The 15,785-nt window shown below is 67.2% G+C and carries 12 protein-coding genes; 7 read left to right on the forward strand and 5 right to left on the reverse strand.

The window, feature by feature from the left end; translation table 11 throughout:
- Window positions 1-104: 104 nt before the first annotated feature.
- From SY91_RS23805 to SY91_RS23825, 5 genes are all read left to right on the forward strand, one after another.
- Window positions 105-1,067 (forward strand): helix-turn-helix domain-containing protein, encoded by a 963-nt coding sequence (locus tag SY91_RS23805; protein ID WP_023475641.1) that lies wholly within the window; start codon window positions 105-107, stop codon window positions 1,065-1,067.
- A gap of 129 nt (window positions 1,068-1,196) precedes the next feature.
- Window positions 1,197-2,141, forward strand: a complete 945-nt coding sequence (locus SY91_RS23810; RefSeq protein WP_006480675.1) for a GlxA family transcriptional regulator — start codon at window positions 1,197-1,199, stop codon at window positions 2,139-2,141.
- A gap of 492 nt (window positions 2,142-2,633) precedes the next feature.
- Complete coding sequence (locus SY91_RS23815) at window positions 2,634-4,346, forward strand: M36 family metallopeptidase (RefSeq protein WP_023475640.1); 1,713 nt, start codon at window positions 2,634-2,636, stop codon at window positions 4,344-4,346.
- 79 nt (window positions 4,347-4,425) lie between these two features.
- Window positions 4,426-5,679, forward strand: coding sequence for a M20/M25/M40 family metallo-hydrolase (locus SY91_RS23820; protein WP_023475639.1), 1,254 nt, complete (start codon window positions 4,426-4,428; stop codon window positions 5,677-5,679).
- Window positions 5,680-5,811: 132 nt separating this feature from the next.
- Window positions 5,812-6,174, forward strand: coding sequence for a YbjQ family protein (locus tag SY91_RS23825; protein WP_006480671.1), 363 nt, complete (start codon window positions 5,812-5,814; stop codon window positions 6,172-6,174).
- A gap of 13 nt (window positions 6,175-6,187) precedes the next feature.
- Here SY91_RS23825 and SY91_RS23830 read toward each other — a convergent pair whose 3' ends face one another.
- From SY91_RS23830 to betC, 4 genes are all read right to left on the reverse strand, one after another.
- Complete coding sequence (locus SY91_RS23830; protein WP_221902380.1) at window positions 6,188-7,426, reverse strand: MFS transporter; 1,239 nt, start codon at window positions 7,424-7,426, stop codon at window positions 6,188-6,190.
- 251 nt (window positions 7,427-7,677) lie between these two features.
- On the reverse strand, window positions 7,678-8,817 hold the full coding sequence (locus SY91_RS23835; protein WP_006480669.1) for a porin: 1,140 nt from the start codon (window positions 8,815-8,817) through the stop codon (window positions 7,678-7,680).
- A gap of 260 nt (window positions 8,818-9,077) precedes the next feature.
- Complete coding sequence (gene choX, locus SY91_RS23840) at window positions 9,078-10,043, reverse strand: choline ABC transporter substrate-binding protein (RefSeq protein ID WP_023475637.1); 966 nt, start codon at window positions 10,041-10,043, stop codon at window positions 9,078-9,080.
- Window positions 10,044-10,088: 45 nt separating this feature from the next.
- Window positions 10,089-11,624: a choline-sulfatase gene (gene betC / locus SY91_RS23845; protein WP_023475636.1), complete on the reverse strand. Its 1,536-nt coding sequence runs from the start codon at window positions 11,622-11,624 to the stop codon at window positions 10,089-10,091.
- 240 nt (window positions 11,625-11,864) lie between these two features.
- Here betC and SY91_RS23850 point away from each other — a divergent pair, with 240 nt between their 5' ends.
- Window positions 11,865-12,770, forward strand: coding sequence for a choline sulfate utilization transcriptional regulator (locus tag SY91_RS23850; RefSeq protein ID WP_006480666.1), 906 nt, complete (start codon window positions 11,865-11,867; stop codon window positions 12,768-12,770).
- 204 nt (window positions 12,771-12,974) lie between these two features.
- On the forward strand, window positions 12,975-13,859 hold the full coding sequence (gene purU / locus SY91_RS23855; RefSeq protein ID WP_023475635.1) for a formyltetrahydrofolate deformylase: 885 nt from the start codon (window positions 12,975-12,977) through the stop codon (window positions 13,857-13,859).
- A gap of 110 nt (window positions 13,860-13,969) precedes the next feature.
- Here the strand turns inward: purU and SY91_RS23860 are convergent, their stop codons facing one another.
- Window positions 13,970-15,625 carry an APC family permease gene (locus SY91_RS23860; protein WP_011547105.1) on the reverse strand — a complete coding sequence of 552 codons (1,656 nt, stop codon included), beginning with the start codon at window positions 15,623-15,625 and terminating at the stop codon, window positions 13,970-13,972.
- Window positions 15,626-15,785: the final 160 nt, after the last annotated feature.

The raw sequence follows: 15,785 nt of genomic DNA on the forward strand, positions 1-15,785 counted from the left end.
CTTCCGACCCTCTGCAGCACGTGTCCGGAATAGCGCTCCTCCTTATTGCGCCGACCGCTCGGCCGGTTTAATCTTGCGCGGTCCGAACGACCGCCGGAGGCGCCGTGCTCGTGTTACATCAGAGGTTCGACGACGCAGACCGGCATGCCGAGGCGCTGCGCGGCTGGGATCAGCGTTACGACCAGATCGGGTCCGGCGCGTATCGCAGCGCGGTCAAGCACGCGGTGCTCGACGGCGTGCAGCTGTTCCAGGAAACGGCGAACGTGCGCATCATCCAGCGCGGATGTTTGCCGCACGGCCATACGGTGTTCGGGATGCCGCTCACCGGCTCCGGCACCTTCGCGTTCGGCGGTGCGCGCCTCGAGCGCGGCACGATCGTGATGGCGCGGGGCGGCATACCGTTCGAACTCCATTCACCCGACGACATGTCGCTGATCGGCGTGGTCGTCGAACCCGGATTGATGCAGCAGATCGAAGATGCCGCCGACGTCCGGCTGGACGCACGCGCGCTGCGACGCGGCGTCGTCGAGGTGCCGGTCGCCGCGCGCGAACGCGCGAGCGTGCAGCTCGCGACGCTGCTCGAACGCGTGCTGTCGGCGCCCGATACGTTCGACGCGGCACGCGCGCAGTGCGCGATCCGCGCCGACGTCGGCAACGTGCTCGTCGATCTCCTCACGTACCGGATGCCCGAGCCGTCGAACCGGCTCACGCACGCCTGCCACGCCGACATCGTGCGCCGCGTGCACGACTACGTGATCGAGCACCCGGAAGCGCCCGTCGACATCCTGAGCCTGTGCACGCAACTGCGCGTGAGCCGGCGCACGATGCAGAACAGCTTTCAGTCGGTCGTGCAGACGAGTCCGCTCAACTACACACGCTCGCTGCGCCTCGCGCAGGTCCGACGCCTGCTGCTCGACACGCGGCAATCCGACCTGCCGATCAGCGAGGCGGCCGCACGCTGGGGCTTCCTGCATCTCGGACATTTCGCGAGCGTGTACAAGGCCCAGTTCGGCGAATTGCCGTCGGCGACGGCCCGCCGGACGGTGCATCGCGCAAAAACGCGCTGAACGCCGGCAAAAAACCCGCGATAATTCCGGCTTGACCGTTCGGCGCCCGCGAGCCGGGCGCGGCCCGCGCCGGCCCGCTCGCCGCGTCGCGCGTCGCGCGACGACCACCTGCTTCCACCCCACGCCCCGATGCCCGAGGATTTCCACTTCCTGCTGCTGCCCGGCTTCTCCGCGCTCGGCTTCATGTCCGCGGTCGAGCCGCTGCGCGTCGCGAACCGCTTTCGCACCGAGCTGTATCGCTGGCACGTGATCAGCGCGGACGGCGCGCCCGTCGCCGCGAGCAACGGCATTCCGGTCGCCGCCGAAGCCGCGTGCGCGGACGTCCCGCAGGTCGATACGGTGTTCGTCGTCGCGGGCTTCGATCCGCTCGTGTGCTACACGCGCACGCTCGGCGACTGGCTGCGCCGCCAGCACCGGCATGGTGCGACGCTCGGCGGCATCGACACGGGCAGCTTCGTGCTCGCGGAAGCCGGGCTGTTCGACGCGTCGCAGCCGCTCACGCTGCACTGGGAAGCGCTGGCCGCGTTCCGCGAGCGCTATCCCGGCCTGAACGCGACGCAGGAGCTGTTCGAGATCGACGACCGGCGCATCACGTGCGCGGGCGGCACCGCGTCGATCGACATGATGCTCGACCTGATCGGCCGCCGGCACGGCGCCGATCTCGCGGCGGCGATCTCCGAGCAGTTCGTCGTCAGCCGCATCCGGCAGCGCTCGGACAGCCAGCGGCTCGAGATCGCCGCGCGCTACGGCGTGCACAACCGCAAGCTGATCCAGGTGATCGGCACGATGCAGCGGCACATGGAGAACCCGCTCGGCTCGGACGCGCTCGCGCAGGAAGTGTCGATCACGCGGCGCCAGCTCGAACGACTGTTCAGCGCGACGCTGAACGACACGCCGACGCGCTTCTACCTGAACCTGCGCCTCGATCGCGCACGCGAGCTGCTGCAGCAGACCGACATGAGCATCACGTCGGTGTGCGTCGCGTGCGGCTTCGAATCGCCGTCGCATTTCTCCCGTACCTATCGCGCACGATTCGGGATGAGCCCGCGCAGCGACCGGCGTGCGACACGCTGATCGTCACGGCTTTTGATCACAATCCGACGCGGTATTGCACGTTCCGGCAGCGTTTCCCGCCGCTCGCTGAACAATGCCGGCAATTGATCGACCAACCGAAGCGGTCGTCGAAAATAATTTGGAATGTCGATGAAAATATTCTGTAACATATCAAACAAAGTTAGATAGGCAGCCTAACGACACGCCTGCTGCATCTCGGCGCACGTCGCGCCACGCAGGCTGCCCACCGATATCCAATATCGATCCGAGGGGTATGACATGACGATGCTCGCTTCGCCGTCACCGCACCTGCCTGCCGTTCGCATCCCTTCACGCGCGTCTCCCTCTTTGCCTGCCCGCTTCTTTTCGACCTGACATTTAGTCATCCTTAGTCAGTCGATACTCCCCACACCGCTTCGCCGCACCGGTTCCATCGAACCGGCGCGCGGGCCGTGTCGTGCCTGCTCGCCACGAGCGCGCGGGCGTGTCCAACCGTTGAGATGAGGATCACGTATGCAGACATCACGCAAAGCATTGCCGCTCGCCCTGAGTCTCGCGCTCGGTTTCGGCATCGTCGGCGGCACCCTGGCCGATACGAAAGTGTCGAATCCGCAGGCCGCCAGCCTGCGCGAAAGCCTGACGCGCGGCGTCGCGCCGCCGGCCGCGAAAGCCGATACGGCCGTCGGGCAATTCCGCGCGGACGGCGTCGCCGTCACGCTGTACAACCCGGCCTGGCGCGTCAAGAAAGCCGCCGCGACGCCCGCCGCCACCGCGCGCGACTTCGTCGCGTCGCAAGCGGCGCAGCTCGGCCTCGACGCGGCGGCGCTCGCGAGCCTCGTCGTCACGTCGGAACGCAACGATGCCGACTTCACCGTCGTGCGCCTGCAGCAGCAGGCTGCCGGGCTACCCGTGTACGGCAGCGACATCGCGGTGACCGTCGCGAAGGACGGCCGCATCCTGTACGTCGCGAGCAACACGATCGGCGGCGTGGTCGCGACGACGCGCAAGTCGCAGGCCGTCGACCAGCAGCAGGCGCTCGACCGCGCCCGCGCGTATCTCGGCGTGAGCGGCTTCACGCATCTCGATGCGCAACTCGTCGCGTTCGTCGACAAGGCCGGCACGCATACCGCGTGGAAGGTGCGCGGCCGCCCGCAGGACGGCCCGAAGGGCGATTGGGAACTGCTGATCGATTCGGGCAGCGGCGAAGTGCTGCGCGCCGAGGACAAGGCGTTCTACGCGACCGACGGCACCGGCTTCGTGTTCCGCCCCGATCCGCTGTCGCCGACGAAGAGCAGCTACGGCAGCACCGGCTACAAGGACAGCAGCGACGCCGATTCGACGCAACTCACGGCCGCACGCGTGCGCGTGACGCTGAAGGAGCTCGCGCAATCTGGCACGCGCTACACGCTGACGGGCCCGTACGCGGCATGCGTCGATTTCGATGCGCCGCTCGACAAGGCGTGCCCGTCGCAGTCCACGCCCGCGTTCGAATTCACGCGCGGCAACCTGTATTTCGAGGCCGTGAACGTGTACTACCACATCGACACGTTCCTGCGGTACGTGAACCAGACCCTCGGCATCAAGGCGCTGCCGTACCAGTACACGGGCGGCGTGCAGTACGACCCGCACGGCGAATCGGGCGACGACAACTCGTCGTATTCGTCGAGCAGCGGCCGGCTGACCTTCGGGCAAGGCGGCGTCGACGACGCGGAAGACGCGGACGTCGTGATCCACGAGCTCGGCCACGGCATCCACGACTGGGTCACCAACGGCGGCCTGTCGCAACAGGAAGGCCTGTCGGAAGGCACCGGCGACTATCTCGCCGCCGCGTACAGCCGCGACTTCAACCAGTGGAGCCCGTCCGACTCGCAGTATCACTGGGTCTACAACTGGGACGGTCACAACGAGTTCTGGGGCGGCCGCGTGACCAACTGGAACGTCGGGCGCACCTATGCGCAGGCCCGCGGCGCGGAGATCCACACGGCCGGCCAGTACTGGGCGTCGTGCAACCTCGTCGCGCGCGATGCGATCGGCGCGCAGGCGATGGACAAGGCGTTCCTGAAGGGGCTGTCGATGACCAACAGCTCGACCAACCAGAAGGCGGCCGCACAGGCCGTGCTGACGGCCGCCTCCGCGCTCGGCTACAGCAGCGCGCAGCTCACCGCGATCGGCAACGCGTACAACAAGAGCTGCACGTACGGCGTGATCGTTCCGCAGAAGTCGTAATGCCGCAGCAGGCGGGAGCGCGTCGCACGACCTGCGGCGCGCTCCCTTCATCGACATCGCCATCCCCACGAGATCGAACATGCCTACTCTGAAACCGACCCTTCTGAGCGCCGCGCTGGGCGGCATGCTGCTGACCGCCGCCGCGCACGCGACACCCGTCTGGATCACGCTCGGCGACACCGCGTTCCGCCAGCTTCAACGCATCGATGCGTCCGCAACCGCGCAATACAGCACGAGCGTCGATGCCGGCAAGGCGGCCGACGGCGCCGCGCGCCGCGAAACCGTTCACGTCGTCGAGATCGACGATGCGCGGCTCGGCGAGCTGGCCCACGCGGTCCACCACACGCGCGGCCACGGGCCCGGCTACGTCGTTCACGATTCGTTCGACGACGCGCGGCAGGCACTGCAACCGTTGCCGGCGACGCTCGCGAAACAGGCCGCCGCTCCCGCGTACACGGTGTCGAACGTGCCGCAGATCGGCACGTGGGTCCAGCAACTGCAGGCCAGCAACATCGTCGGTACGATCACGTCGCTGTCCGGTTTCACGAACCGCTACTACACGACGTCGCACGGCGTCGCCGCATCCGACTGGCTCGCGCTGCAATGGAAGCAGCTGGCGGGTTCGCGTGCCGACATCGCCGTCGAACAGTTCGCACATACGGGTTTTCCGCAGAAATCCGTGGTCCTGACGATCCGCGGCAGCGATCCGGCCGCGGGCACCGTCGTGCTCGGTGGGCACCTCGATTCGACCGTCGGCCGCACGACGGAGAACACGCGCTCGCCCGGCGCCGACGACGATGCGTCGGGCATCGCCAGCCTCACCGAGGCGCTGCGCGTGCTGCTCGCGAACGACTACCGGCCGAAACGGACCATCAAGTTCGTCGGGTATGCGGCCGAGGAAGCCGGCCTGCTGGGTTCGAAGGCGATCGCGAAGCAGTTCCGCGCGCAGAATGCGAACGTGGTCGGCGTGCTGCAGCTCGACATGACGAACTACAAGGGCGATCCGAAGGATATCTACCTGATCACCGACTACACGAGCGCGGCGCAGAACACCTACGTGAAGAATCTGGCTGCGACCTACCTGCCGGAGCTTGCGATCGGCACGTCGCAGTGCGGGTATGCGTGCTCGGACCACGCGTCGTGGAATGCGCAGGGGTATCCGGCATCGTTCCCGTTCGAGGCCGACCAGAACGACAGCCCGTACATCCACACGGTGAACGACACGCTGGAGAACTCGGATCGACAGGCCAACCATGCACTGAAGTTCGGCAAGCTGGCGCTGGCCTATGCGGTCGATCTCGGCGGCATTGCCGGCGCGACGGTCAAGCACTGAGCGCTCTTCATCGAGCGATTGTCGCGTTCGGCGACGAAACGGGCGTTCACCCGCACGGGTGCGCCCGTTCGAATACGTTGTCTCCGGCCGGCTAGAATCGTCGTTCGACCACTCGCTACACGCCTGCCCATCATGACCGAACCCACTCGCTCCATCGACGACCTGTCGCCCGCCCGCGTCACGACCGCGTTCGACCTGCCCGGCCATACGACCGTTCACTCGCTCGGCGTCGCACAGGGCATCGTCGTGCGCTCGCGCTCGATCGTCGGCTCGTTCGGCGCGTCGCTGCAGACGATCTTCGGCGGCAACATCACGCTCTATACGTCGCTGTGCGAGAAGGCGCGCGAGCAGGCGTTCGACAAGATGCTCGCCGATGCGCGCAAGCTCGGTGCGAATGCGATCGTCGCGATGCGCTACGACTCGACCGAGATCGGCTCGGGCGTGACCGAAGTCATCTGCTACGGCACCGCCGTGCGCGTGACGCAGGACGCGTGACGTGTGATGCGCGTCACGCGTCGCGTTCGAGCGACTTCATGTTCGTGAGCTGCGGAAAGAGCCGCATCCACGCCAGCGCGACGGCGACCGTCGCCGCGCCGCCGACGACGATCGCGGCCGGCGCGCCCCACCACGCAGCCGTCACGCCCGATTCGAATTCGCCGAGCTGGTTCGACGTGCCGATGAACAGCGAGTTGACCGCGCTCACGCGGCCGAGCATGTCGTCGGGTGTGCGCAGTTGCACGAGCGACAGGCGCACCACGACGCTGATCACGTCCGATGCGCCGAGCGCGGCCAATGCCACGAGCGACAACGCGAAGTGCCGCGACAACCCGAACACGATCGTCGCGATGCCGAACGCGATCACGCCGCCGAACATCGCGCGGCCCGGCCGCCCCTTCAACGGAAAACGCGTGAGCCACAGCGTGCCCGCGAGTGCGCCGACCGCCGGCGCCGCGCGCAGCGCCCCGAGCCCCCACGGGCCGACCTGAAGGATGTCGCGCGCATAGATCGGCAGCAGCGCGGTCGCGCCGCCGAACAGCACCGCGAACAGGTCGAGCGACAGCGCGCCGAGAATCGCCGGCTCGCGCCGGATGAACGCGATGCCCGAGAACACCGAGCGCAGCGTGACCGGCTCGCGGGCGGGCGGCGCGCTGCGCAGCGGAATCGTGCCGCTCAGCATCGCCGCGACCGCGAATGCCGCGACGCTCGTGCCGAACGCGACGGGTGCGCCGACACCATAGAGCAAGCCGCCGAACGCGGGCCCGAGGATTTGCGCGGCCTGGTTCGCCGACGTCGACAGCGCGGTCGCGCGCGGCAGGTCGGTGCGCGGCACGACGGCCGGCAACAGCGACGACACCGACGGCGACTCGAACGCACGCGCCGTGCCGACGATCGCCGCGAGCGCATACACGGCCGGCGCGGCCAGCCACCCTTGCACCGCGCCGAGCAGGAACACGCCGGCGGCCAGTGCCTCGACGCTCTGGCAGATCGTCGCGATGCGCCGGCGGTCGTAGCGGTCGGCCACCTGCCCGACGACGAGCGTCAGCGCGAACATCGGCACGAACTGCGCGAGGCCGACGAGACCGAGTGCGAACGCGCTGTGCGTGAGCGCATACACGTACCAGCCGATCGCGACCGACAGGATCTGAAAGGCCAGCGACGACATCACGCGCGCGCCCCAGAAACGCTGGAACGGCGCGTGGCGAAACAGGTTGGCGGGTAACGGGGATAACGGACTGGAATCGGGCACGGGGTGGTCATCGGGTTCTCGGCGGTCGGCGGTGCGCACCGCAGCCGTTCGGGAAAACGACGACGCACGCGGGTGCGTGCGGCAACGGTGCGGACGCGGCCAAATCGCGATGATATGCCAACCGCCGAAAACCGGCCGACCGCCGGCCCCGAGCGCCATCGAGCCGGCGCATCGCACAAAAAAAAGCGCGAACCGCGGTTCGCGCCAAAGAGAGACCTCGCTGAAGACGTCACACCATCCCGCCACTCCGCTCAGAACGAATGCCGCATCCCGATCCGCACGTCGGCCTGCGTCTGCGTCGTCGACGGCGTGAAGCTGTAGCCGACCACCGCATCGACGCCCTGCGACGCGCGCAGGTAATCGCCGGAGATGTAGATGTCGGTACGCTTCGACAGCAGGTAATGCAGGCCCGCCGTGCCCTGGTTCCAGTGATGGCCTTCGAAGCGCGTGTGCTGGTAGCCCGCGATGAAGCTCAGCGCCGGCGTGAACTGGTACAGGCCGCCGCCTTCGTACACCTGCATGTGCGACGACTGGCCGAAGCCCTTGATCGTCGTGTACGAGTAGTTGGCGTCGAGCGTCAGCTTGCCGATCGTGTAGCTCGTGCCGATGCCGAACGTGCCCTGGCTGTCGACGTCCATCGGCGTGTTCGCGAACAGGTCGGTGCGCGCGCCGGTCGCCGGATCGACGGTGACCGTCTGCTGGCCGAGGAACGTGTGCGTGCCGATCATCGCGTACGGGTCGAACGCGTAGATGCCGTGCGGGTTGTTCAGGCGCGTGTACGCGGCGCCGATCGAGAAGTCGCCCTTCGTGAAGCTCGCGCCCGCGCTCCATGCGCTGTCGCGATGGAAATTGCCCGCGACGTTACCGAACGAGTACATCGCGCCGAACTTGAAGCCGTTCAGGTCGTTCGACAGGAACTTCACCGAGTTCGGCAGGCGGTCGCCGTTGAAGCGGTCGAAGTCGCCCTGGTGGATCGCATAGCCGCTGCCCCACGCCGAGATGTTGTAGATCGATACGAGTTCGTTCGTGATGTCGAGCTGGTTGCCGAACGACAGCGTGCCCCAGTCGTTCTGCAGCCCGACATACGCCTGCCGGCCGAATTCCGCGCCGCCGAAGCCGAGTTGCCCGTTGCCGAGACGGAAGCCGCTCTCGAGCGTGAACACGGCCTTCAGGCCGCCGCCCAGGTCTTCGGTGCCCTTGAGGCCGAAGCGGTTCCCGTAGGCGACGCCGTCGTCGAACTTGACCACGTGCGAACCGCCCGTGTTGTTCACGTACGTGATACCCGCGTCGAGAATCCCGTACAGCGTCACGCTGCTTTGCGCATGTCCGACGGCGGGAATACAGGCCGCGCATGCAAGCGCGGCGGCTACGGCAACTTTCGTATGCTTCATTATCGACCACCCTCCCTGAACCGTTCGATGGATAGAATCTGGTCCCGACGCGTGCCGCGATGCGCCGGTGGATTCGAATTCAGACCGCCCCGCTGGCTTCGGTATTTCGTTTTCCGCAATAACGCAGCCATTGGCGAAAAATACAAACCCATATTTCAGGTCACCCGTCTGAAGGCGACACTAAATGGTCGCCATGCGACGGATCGGGAAAACACGTAGACGGGCGGCACGGTAAACATCGGCCGCCCGGAGGGAGGGAATCAGCGGCCGTCGAGGGCCGAGCGCACGGCCGGCAGGCCCGGTGCGCCGGCCGCCGTCGTCACGCCGTCGAGCCAGCCGGCGACCAGCGCCGGCTCGGCCTTCAGCGCATGTTGCGCCGCGAGCGCGGGCGAGATCTTGTTGTCGAGCATGTCGGCGATCATCCGGTTCTCGACGTCGACGGAGAACGTCATCTGCCGGAACAGCCGCGCGAGATTCGTGCACTGGCCGGCGAACCCGGCACGCGCGACCGTGTTGACCGTCGCGCCGCCGTAGTTCGGGCCGAAGTACGCATCCCCGCCCGACAGATACGTCAGATGAAACTTCGTGTTCATCAGATGCGGCTCCCACGCGAGAAACACGATCCAGCGCTTGTCGCGCACCGCGCGCTCGACCTGCGTGAGCATGCCCGTCTCGCTCGATTCGACGAGCGACCAGTTCGCGGCCCCCAGTACGTGGTCGGACAGCATCCGCTTGATGTTCTGGTTCGCGGGCGCGCCGGGCTCGATCCCGTAGATCTTGCCACCGAAGCGGTCCGCGTAGCGCGCGAGATCGGCGAACGTGTGCACGCCGGCCGCGGCCACGTAGTCGGGCACCGCGAGCGTGAATTTCGCACCACTCAGGTTCGCATGCAGCACGTCGATCGATTTCTCGTCGACGAACGGCTTCACGAGCGGCGCCTGCGCGGGCATCCAGTTGCCGAGGAACACGTCGACCTGCCCTTTCTTCAACCCCTGGTACGTGATCGGCACCGACAGGTTCGCCACGTCCTGCCGGTAGCCGAGCGCCTTCAGCACGACGCCCGCCATCGCGTTCGTCGCGTCGATGTCGGTCCAGCCGGGCGCCGCCATCTTCACGGCGTCGCACGTCTGCGGATCGGCGGCATGCGCCGGCTGCGCCGCCACGCACGCGGCGGCGGCAAGCGCCGCGCCGATCCTTCGGATTGCTGCATTGCATTGCCGTTTCATCGTCCGCTTCCTCCGTCGTTCATGAATGTTCGCACCGTCGGACGCTCAGCGCCCGACGCGCGGAAAACGCGCCATCGCCTCGAGCGTGTCGAGTTCGATGTGATTGCGCATGTAGCGCTGGCTCGCGTCGGTGAACGGCTGCCAGTCCCACGCGTGGATGCGGCCCTGGGTCGTCGCCGCGTAATGGAAGCGTCGGCGCCGCTGGCTCGCGCGCACCTGCCGGTCCAGTTCGGGCAGGTTCCAGCGCTGCGCGGCCTCCGCGCGGAACGCGGCGAGCACGTCGGCGGCTTCCGGCTGCCCGGCCAGGTTCGTCAACTCGCGCGGGTCGTCCGACAGGTTGTAGAGCTGGTCGGGATCGGCCGGGCAATGCACGTATTTCCAGTCGCCGCGCCGGATCATCACGACCGGCGCAAGCGCGCCTTCCGCGAGGTATTCGCCGAGCGCGACATCGTGCGCGGGCGTGCCGTGCAGGTGCGGCACGAGGCTCGCGCCATCGACCGGGTCCGGCCAGCCGCCGGCGGGCGTGGCGCCGGCCAGCTCGACGAGCGTCGGCAGCAGGTCGACGTGCGACACGGGCCCGCGCACCCGCGCGGCGCCGAAGCGGCCCGGCGCATGCACGATCAGCGGCACGCGGCAGCCGCCTTCGAAGAACGTCATCTTGTACCAGAGCCCGCGTTCGCCCAGCATGTCGCCGTGGTCGGACGTGACGATCACGATCGTGTCGTCGGCGAACCCGCATTGCTCGAGCGCGGCCAGCACGCTGCCGAACTGCGTGTCGACGTAGGACGTCGCGCCGTAATACGCGCGGCGGGCGGCGCGGATCTGCGCGTCGGTCGGCGGCGTGCGGTCGTTCTCGCAGACGAAGCGCAGCCGCTGCGAATGCGGATCGCTTTCGGCCGCATCGAGCCGCACGGCCGGCATGTCGATGTCTTCGTCGCGGTACAGATCCCAGTATTCGCGCGTGATCGCATACGGGTCGTGCGGATGGGTCAGCGACACGACCATGCAGAACGGCCGCGCATCGTGCCCGGCCGCACGCTCGCGCGCGACGTCGTACAGCTTCTGTTTCGCGGCGAACGTCACTTCGTCGTCGAAGTCGAGCTGGTTCGTGCGCACGCACGGGCCGGCATCGAGCACCGAGCTCATGTTGTGATACCAGCTCGGCCGCTCGGTCGGCTGGTCCCAGTCCGGCACCCAGCCGAAATCGGCCGGATAGATGTCGGTCGTGAGGCGCTCCTCGAAGCCGTGCAACTGGTCGGGCCCGCAGAAATGCATCTTGCCGGACAGCATCGTCCGGTAGCCGCCCGCGCGCAGGTAGTGTGCGAACGTCAGCGTTTGCGCCGGCAATTCGGCGGCGTTATCGTAGGCGCCGATCCCCGACGGCAGCTTGCCGGTCAGCAGCGAGAAGCGCGACGGCGCGCACAGCGGGCTCGCGCAGTACGCGGCGTCGAACACCACGCCCTCGGCGGCGAGCCGGTCGAGCGTCGGCGTACGGGCGACGCGGTTGCCGTAGGCCGGCAGCGCGAACGGCGTGAGCTGGTCGGCCATCAGGATCAGGATGTTGGGTGTCGGGTTCGTCATCGGCGATCGTGGGGAAAGCGGTGTTCGAATGGAACGACGCGCCGCCTTGGCAGCGAGACGTCCGGCATGACGGAGGCGGTCCGCAGAAACTGCCGCGCGCACGGGCCGCGCTGGCTAGAATTGCCGAATGCATTGCGCGGCGGCGCGCGAAGCGCATGTGCCGTACCGTCCGCTGCACTATCGCCCGCCCGAATTCACGCGGGTAGGCGTCCGGCCCTTATGGGGCCATTAGAGGGACTTATGTCGAAACCCGAACCGTTACCGTCGATGCAGGCGCTGCGCGCGTTCGAATCGGCTGCCCGGCTGGCGAGCTTCACGGCCGCCGCGCGCGAGCTCGGCTCGACGCAGCCGGCCGTGAGCCAGCAGGTGTTCCAGCTCGAAGCCGAACTCGGCGTGCCGCTGTTCGAACGCAGCCCGCGCGGCGTCACGCTGACGGCCGACGGCCAGTGCCTGTACGAAGCCGTGCGGCTGAGCCTCGACACGCTGCGCGGCGCAACCGCGACGTTGCGCGCGCGCCGCGAGCACGGCGCACTCACGATCGTCACCGACTTCGGTTTCGCGACCTACTGGCTGATGCCGCGCCTGGCCGGGCTGAAACGCGTGATGCCGGACGTCGACGTGCGCGTCGTCACGTCACAGGATTACGACGCGCAACGCGACCACGGCGACATCGCGGTCCTGTTCGGCGACGGCCACTGGCCGTCGTGCACGGCCGCGCGGCTGTTTCCGGAATCCGTCACGCCCGTCTGCTCGCCCGCGTTCCGCGATGCGCACCGGGGCGTCGCGCGGGCCGAGCACCTGCTCGCGCTGCCGCTGCTGCACGTACAGCCGACGCGCCCCGAGCGCTGGCTGTCGTGGTCGGGCTGGTTCGACGCGCACGGGCTCGAATCGCCGGCCGCCACCCGCGGCGTGACCTTCAACAGCTATGCGCTCGTGATCCATGCGGCGCTGCTCGGCGAAGGCGTCGCGCTCGGCTGGGCGCCGCTCGTCGACGAACTCGTCGCGGCCGGCCAGCTCGTGAAGCTGGTCGATGCGCCCGTCGTCACGTCGCGCGGCTACTTCCTGGTGCGCCCGCCACAGCGGCCCGAGCCGGACGCGACCCACGTGTTCCGGCGCTGGCTGCTCGACGCGTGCGCGGCGGCCTGACGCAGCACGCGCCTTCGCGTCCGTTCCGCTTCTCCGCGCCCCTTCCTCGCTCCCGCCCGCTGGCGCACCGATACCAGCCACACGGCGCGTTGGTTCTATCCGCGCCGAAATCGTCCTGATTTACTTGAGCCTCCCGCTACCCGCGCGGCGCGGCGCTGTCGTGCGCCGCCGCGCGGCCGTGCGCCCTGCCATCCGAGGAGTCTCATGACCGCCGAGCACCGCCCCGATCAATTCGTCCTGACACTGTCGTGCCCGAGCGCGGCCGGTCAGGTCGCCGCCGTCGTCGGCTTTCTCGATCGCCATCGCTGCTACGTCGATGCGCTGAACGTGTTCGACGACGATCTCAGCAACCGCTTCTTCGTGCGCTGCGTCTTTCATCCGACGGATGAAACGCTGCAGATCGACGCGCTGCGCCAGGAATTCGCGCCAATCGCGGCCGGACTCGGCGGCCACGATGGCGACAACCAGTGGGCGATCCACGACGTCAATGCACGGCCGAAGGTGCTGATCATGGTGTCGAAGCTCGAGCACTGCCTCGCGGATCTGCTGTTCCGCTGGCGCATGGGCGAGCTGAAGATGGACATCGTCGGCATCGTGTCGAACCATCCCGATTTCGAGCCGCTCGCCGCGCAGCACGGGCTGTCGTTCCGCCACTTCCCGATCACGGCCGACACCAAGGCGCAGCAGGAAGCGCAATGGCTCGACTTCTTCGAATCGAGCGGCGCGGAGCTCGTGATCCTCGCGCGCTACATGCAGGTGCTGTCGCAGGAGACAAGCGCGAAGCTCGCGAACCGCGCGATCAACATCCATCACTCGTTCCTGCCCGGCTTCAAGGGCGCGAAGCCGTATCACCAGGCGCATGCGCGCGGCGTGAAGCTGATCGGCGCGACCGCGCACTTCGTGACCGACGATCTCGACGAAGGCCCGATCATCGAGCAAGTCGTCGAACGCGTCGATCATGCGCTGCGGCCGGAGCAGTTGCTCGCGGTGGGGCGCGACGTCGAAAGCCTCACGCTCGCGCGGGCGGTGAAGGCGTTCATCGAGCGGCGGGTATTTTTGAACGGCGACCGGACGGTGGTGTTTCCGTAAGCGGGCGGCGGCCGCACCCGAACGCGGCGGAAACGAACAAGGCCCAACCGGCGTGTCACCGGCTGGGCCTTTTTGTCGTCGTGCGACGGCGGCGCGCCCGCCTTACCGCATCACTTCACCCACGCGAAGTAATACGACAACCAGATCGTCAACGCCGCGCCGATCAGCGCCGCATACGGCATCAGGCTCAGCCATGGCGCGCGCTTCGGCACTTCCAGTTCCATATCGCGCTGCATCTGTGCGGGGAAACGGCCGCGATCTTGCCAGTAGTGGCGGAACAGGAACACCGGCACGATCAGCAGCATCGCGATCAGCCCGTTGCGCAGCGTGCCTTCGCCCTGCAGGTTCGCGCCCGCGCCGACGTAGACGAGGTTCGCGTAACCGCAGATCGCGCCGCCGACGAGCAGCCAGGTCGGGCAGCGAAACGGCCGATCCCAGTTGCCGCGATCCATCCGGTGGATCCAGCCCGACTGGAGATTCAGGAATACGAACAGCATGTAGCAGACGTTCGAGATCGACAGCACCGTCATGTAGTCCGACATCATCAGCAACACGAGGTTGAAGCCGAGGTCGGTCCACATCGCGCGCGTGGGCGAGCCATGCTCGTTCACATGCGACAGGTACTTCGGCAGCCAGCCGTCGACCGATGCCTGGTACAGCGTGCGGGACGAACCCATCATCGACGTCATCACGATCAGCAGGATCGACAGCATCAACATCACGACGACCGCATTCGCGACCCACGCGCCGCCGCCGACGATCTTCGCCATCGCGGCCGCGACGCCGGTGCCGTCGCCGATCGACGGATCGAGCATCGCCTGCGTGCCGAGCGCGCCCTGGAACGCCATCGGCACGAGCGTCATCACGACCAGACACAGTGCGCCCGACCAGAAGATCGCCTTCGCGGTGTCGCGACGTGGATCGCGGAACTCACGCGTGTAGCAGACGGCCGTCTCGAAACCGTACGAGGCCCAGCCAGCCATGAACATCGCGCCGAGCGCCATCGTCACGCCCTGCCCGTTCCACGAACCGAAGCTCGCGGCCGTGAGGTTGCCCTGCGCGTCGTGACCGAGCGGCAAGAGCGGGAGCAGGTTCGACATCGGCACGTCGCCGGTGACGAACGGTACGATGCCGACGATCAACAGCGGCGTGAGCGATGCAATGCCGAGAATGCGCTGCGTACGTGCAGCCTTCGACGCACCGCTGTGCTGAAGCTTGAACGTGATGAGAAGCAGAATCGTCGCGATGATGAACGTCGCGTTGATCCGCAGGGACAGACCCGGCTTGATGAACCCGAGATCCGCAACCTTGAGCTGCCAGTGCAGCACCGCCGCATTGGCGGGAAAGAGACTCGTGAGCGCGTAGCTCGCCGCGAGGCCGCAGCCGAGTGCAAGCATCGGCGACCACGCGAGCCAGTTGCACCACACGGAAACCGGGGCAATCAGCTTGCTGTAACGCACCCAGCCAATCGCGCCATACACCGACGCGCCGCCCGATTTATGGGGAAATAGCCCGGATATTTCCGCATAAGTCGCGCTTTGAATCAGCCCCATCGTGATCGCGGCGATCCAGATCGCCCACGCGGGCTGGCCGATCGTCGCGCATACGCCGCCGATCGTGAACAGCACGCCTGCCGGCACGCCGCTCGTCACCCAAAAAGCGTCTTTCCAGGTCAGGCCACGGTGCAGCGTATGGCCCGTCGAATCATGTGAGATGGTTGCCTCAACATCACTGGTGCGATTAGCACGCAGTCCTGCCTGACTCATCCAGTTCCTCCTCTCGATCAGTGTTAGCGCGTTGGCGCTTACGCTGCTCCGATACAAAGCAGATGACTCCGCACAAGGGCGCTAGTGTAACAACTTACGCGCTTTTTTGCAGAATCCGCAAAAGAATTTCGGGATATGGCCGCATTGCATCCTGATTGCT

This window comes from Burkholderia cenocepacia (genome assembly GCF_014211915.1).
Taxonomy (GTDB): domain Bacteria; phylum Pseudomonadota; class Gammaproteobacteria; order Burkholderiales; family Burkholderiaceae; genus Burkholderia; species Burkholderia orbicola.

Coding starts and splice junctions, on each gene's coding strand:
- SY91_RS23810 (WP_006480675.1), top strand. CDS start 1,197: ATGCCCGAGGATTTCCACTTCCTGCTGCTGCCCGGCTTCTCCGCGCTC.
- SY91_RS23815 (WP_023475640.1), top strand. CDS start 2,634: ATGCAGACATCACGCAAAGCATTGCCGCTCGCCCTGAGTCTCGCGCTC.
- SY91_RS23820 (WP_023475639.1), top strand. CDS start 4,426: ATGCCTACTCTGAAACCGACCCTTCTGAGCGCCGCGCTGGGCGGCATG.
- SY91_RS23825 (WP_006480671.1), top strand. CDS start 5,812: ATGACCGAACCCACTCGCTCCATCGACGACCTGTCGCCCGCCCGCGTC.
- SY91_RS23835 (WP_006480669.1), bottom strand. CDS start 8,817: ATGAAGCATACGAAAGTTGCCGTAGCCGCCGCGCTTGCATGCGCGGCC.
- choX (WP_023475637.1), bottom strand. CDS start 10,043: ATGAAACGGCAATGCAATGCAGCAATCCGAAGGATCGGCGCGGCGCTT.
- betC (WP_023475636.1), bottom strand. CDS start 11,624: ATGACGAACCCGACACCCAACATCCTGATCCTGATGGCCGACCAGCTC.
- SY91_RS23850 (WP_006480666.1), top strand. CDS start 11,865: ATGTCGAAACCCGAACCGTTACCGTCGATGCAGGCGCTGCGCGCGTTC.
- purU (WP_023475635.1), top strand. CDS start 12,975: ATGACCGCCGAGCACCGCCCCGATCAATTCGTCCTGACACTGTCGTGC.
- SY91_RS23860 (WP_011547105.1), bottom strand. CDS start 15,625: ATGAGTCAGGCAGGACTGCGTGCTAATCGCACCAGTGATGTTGAGGCA.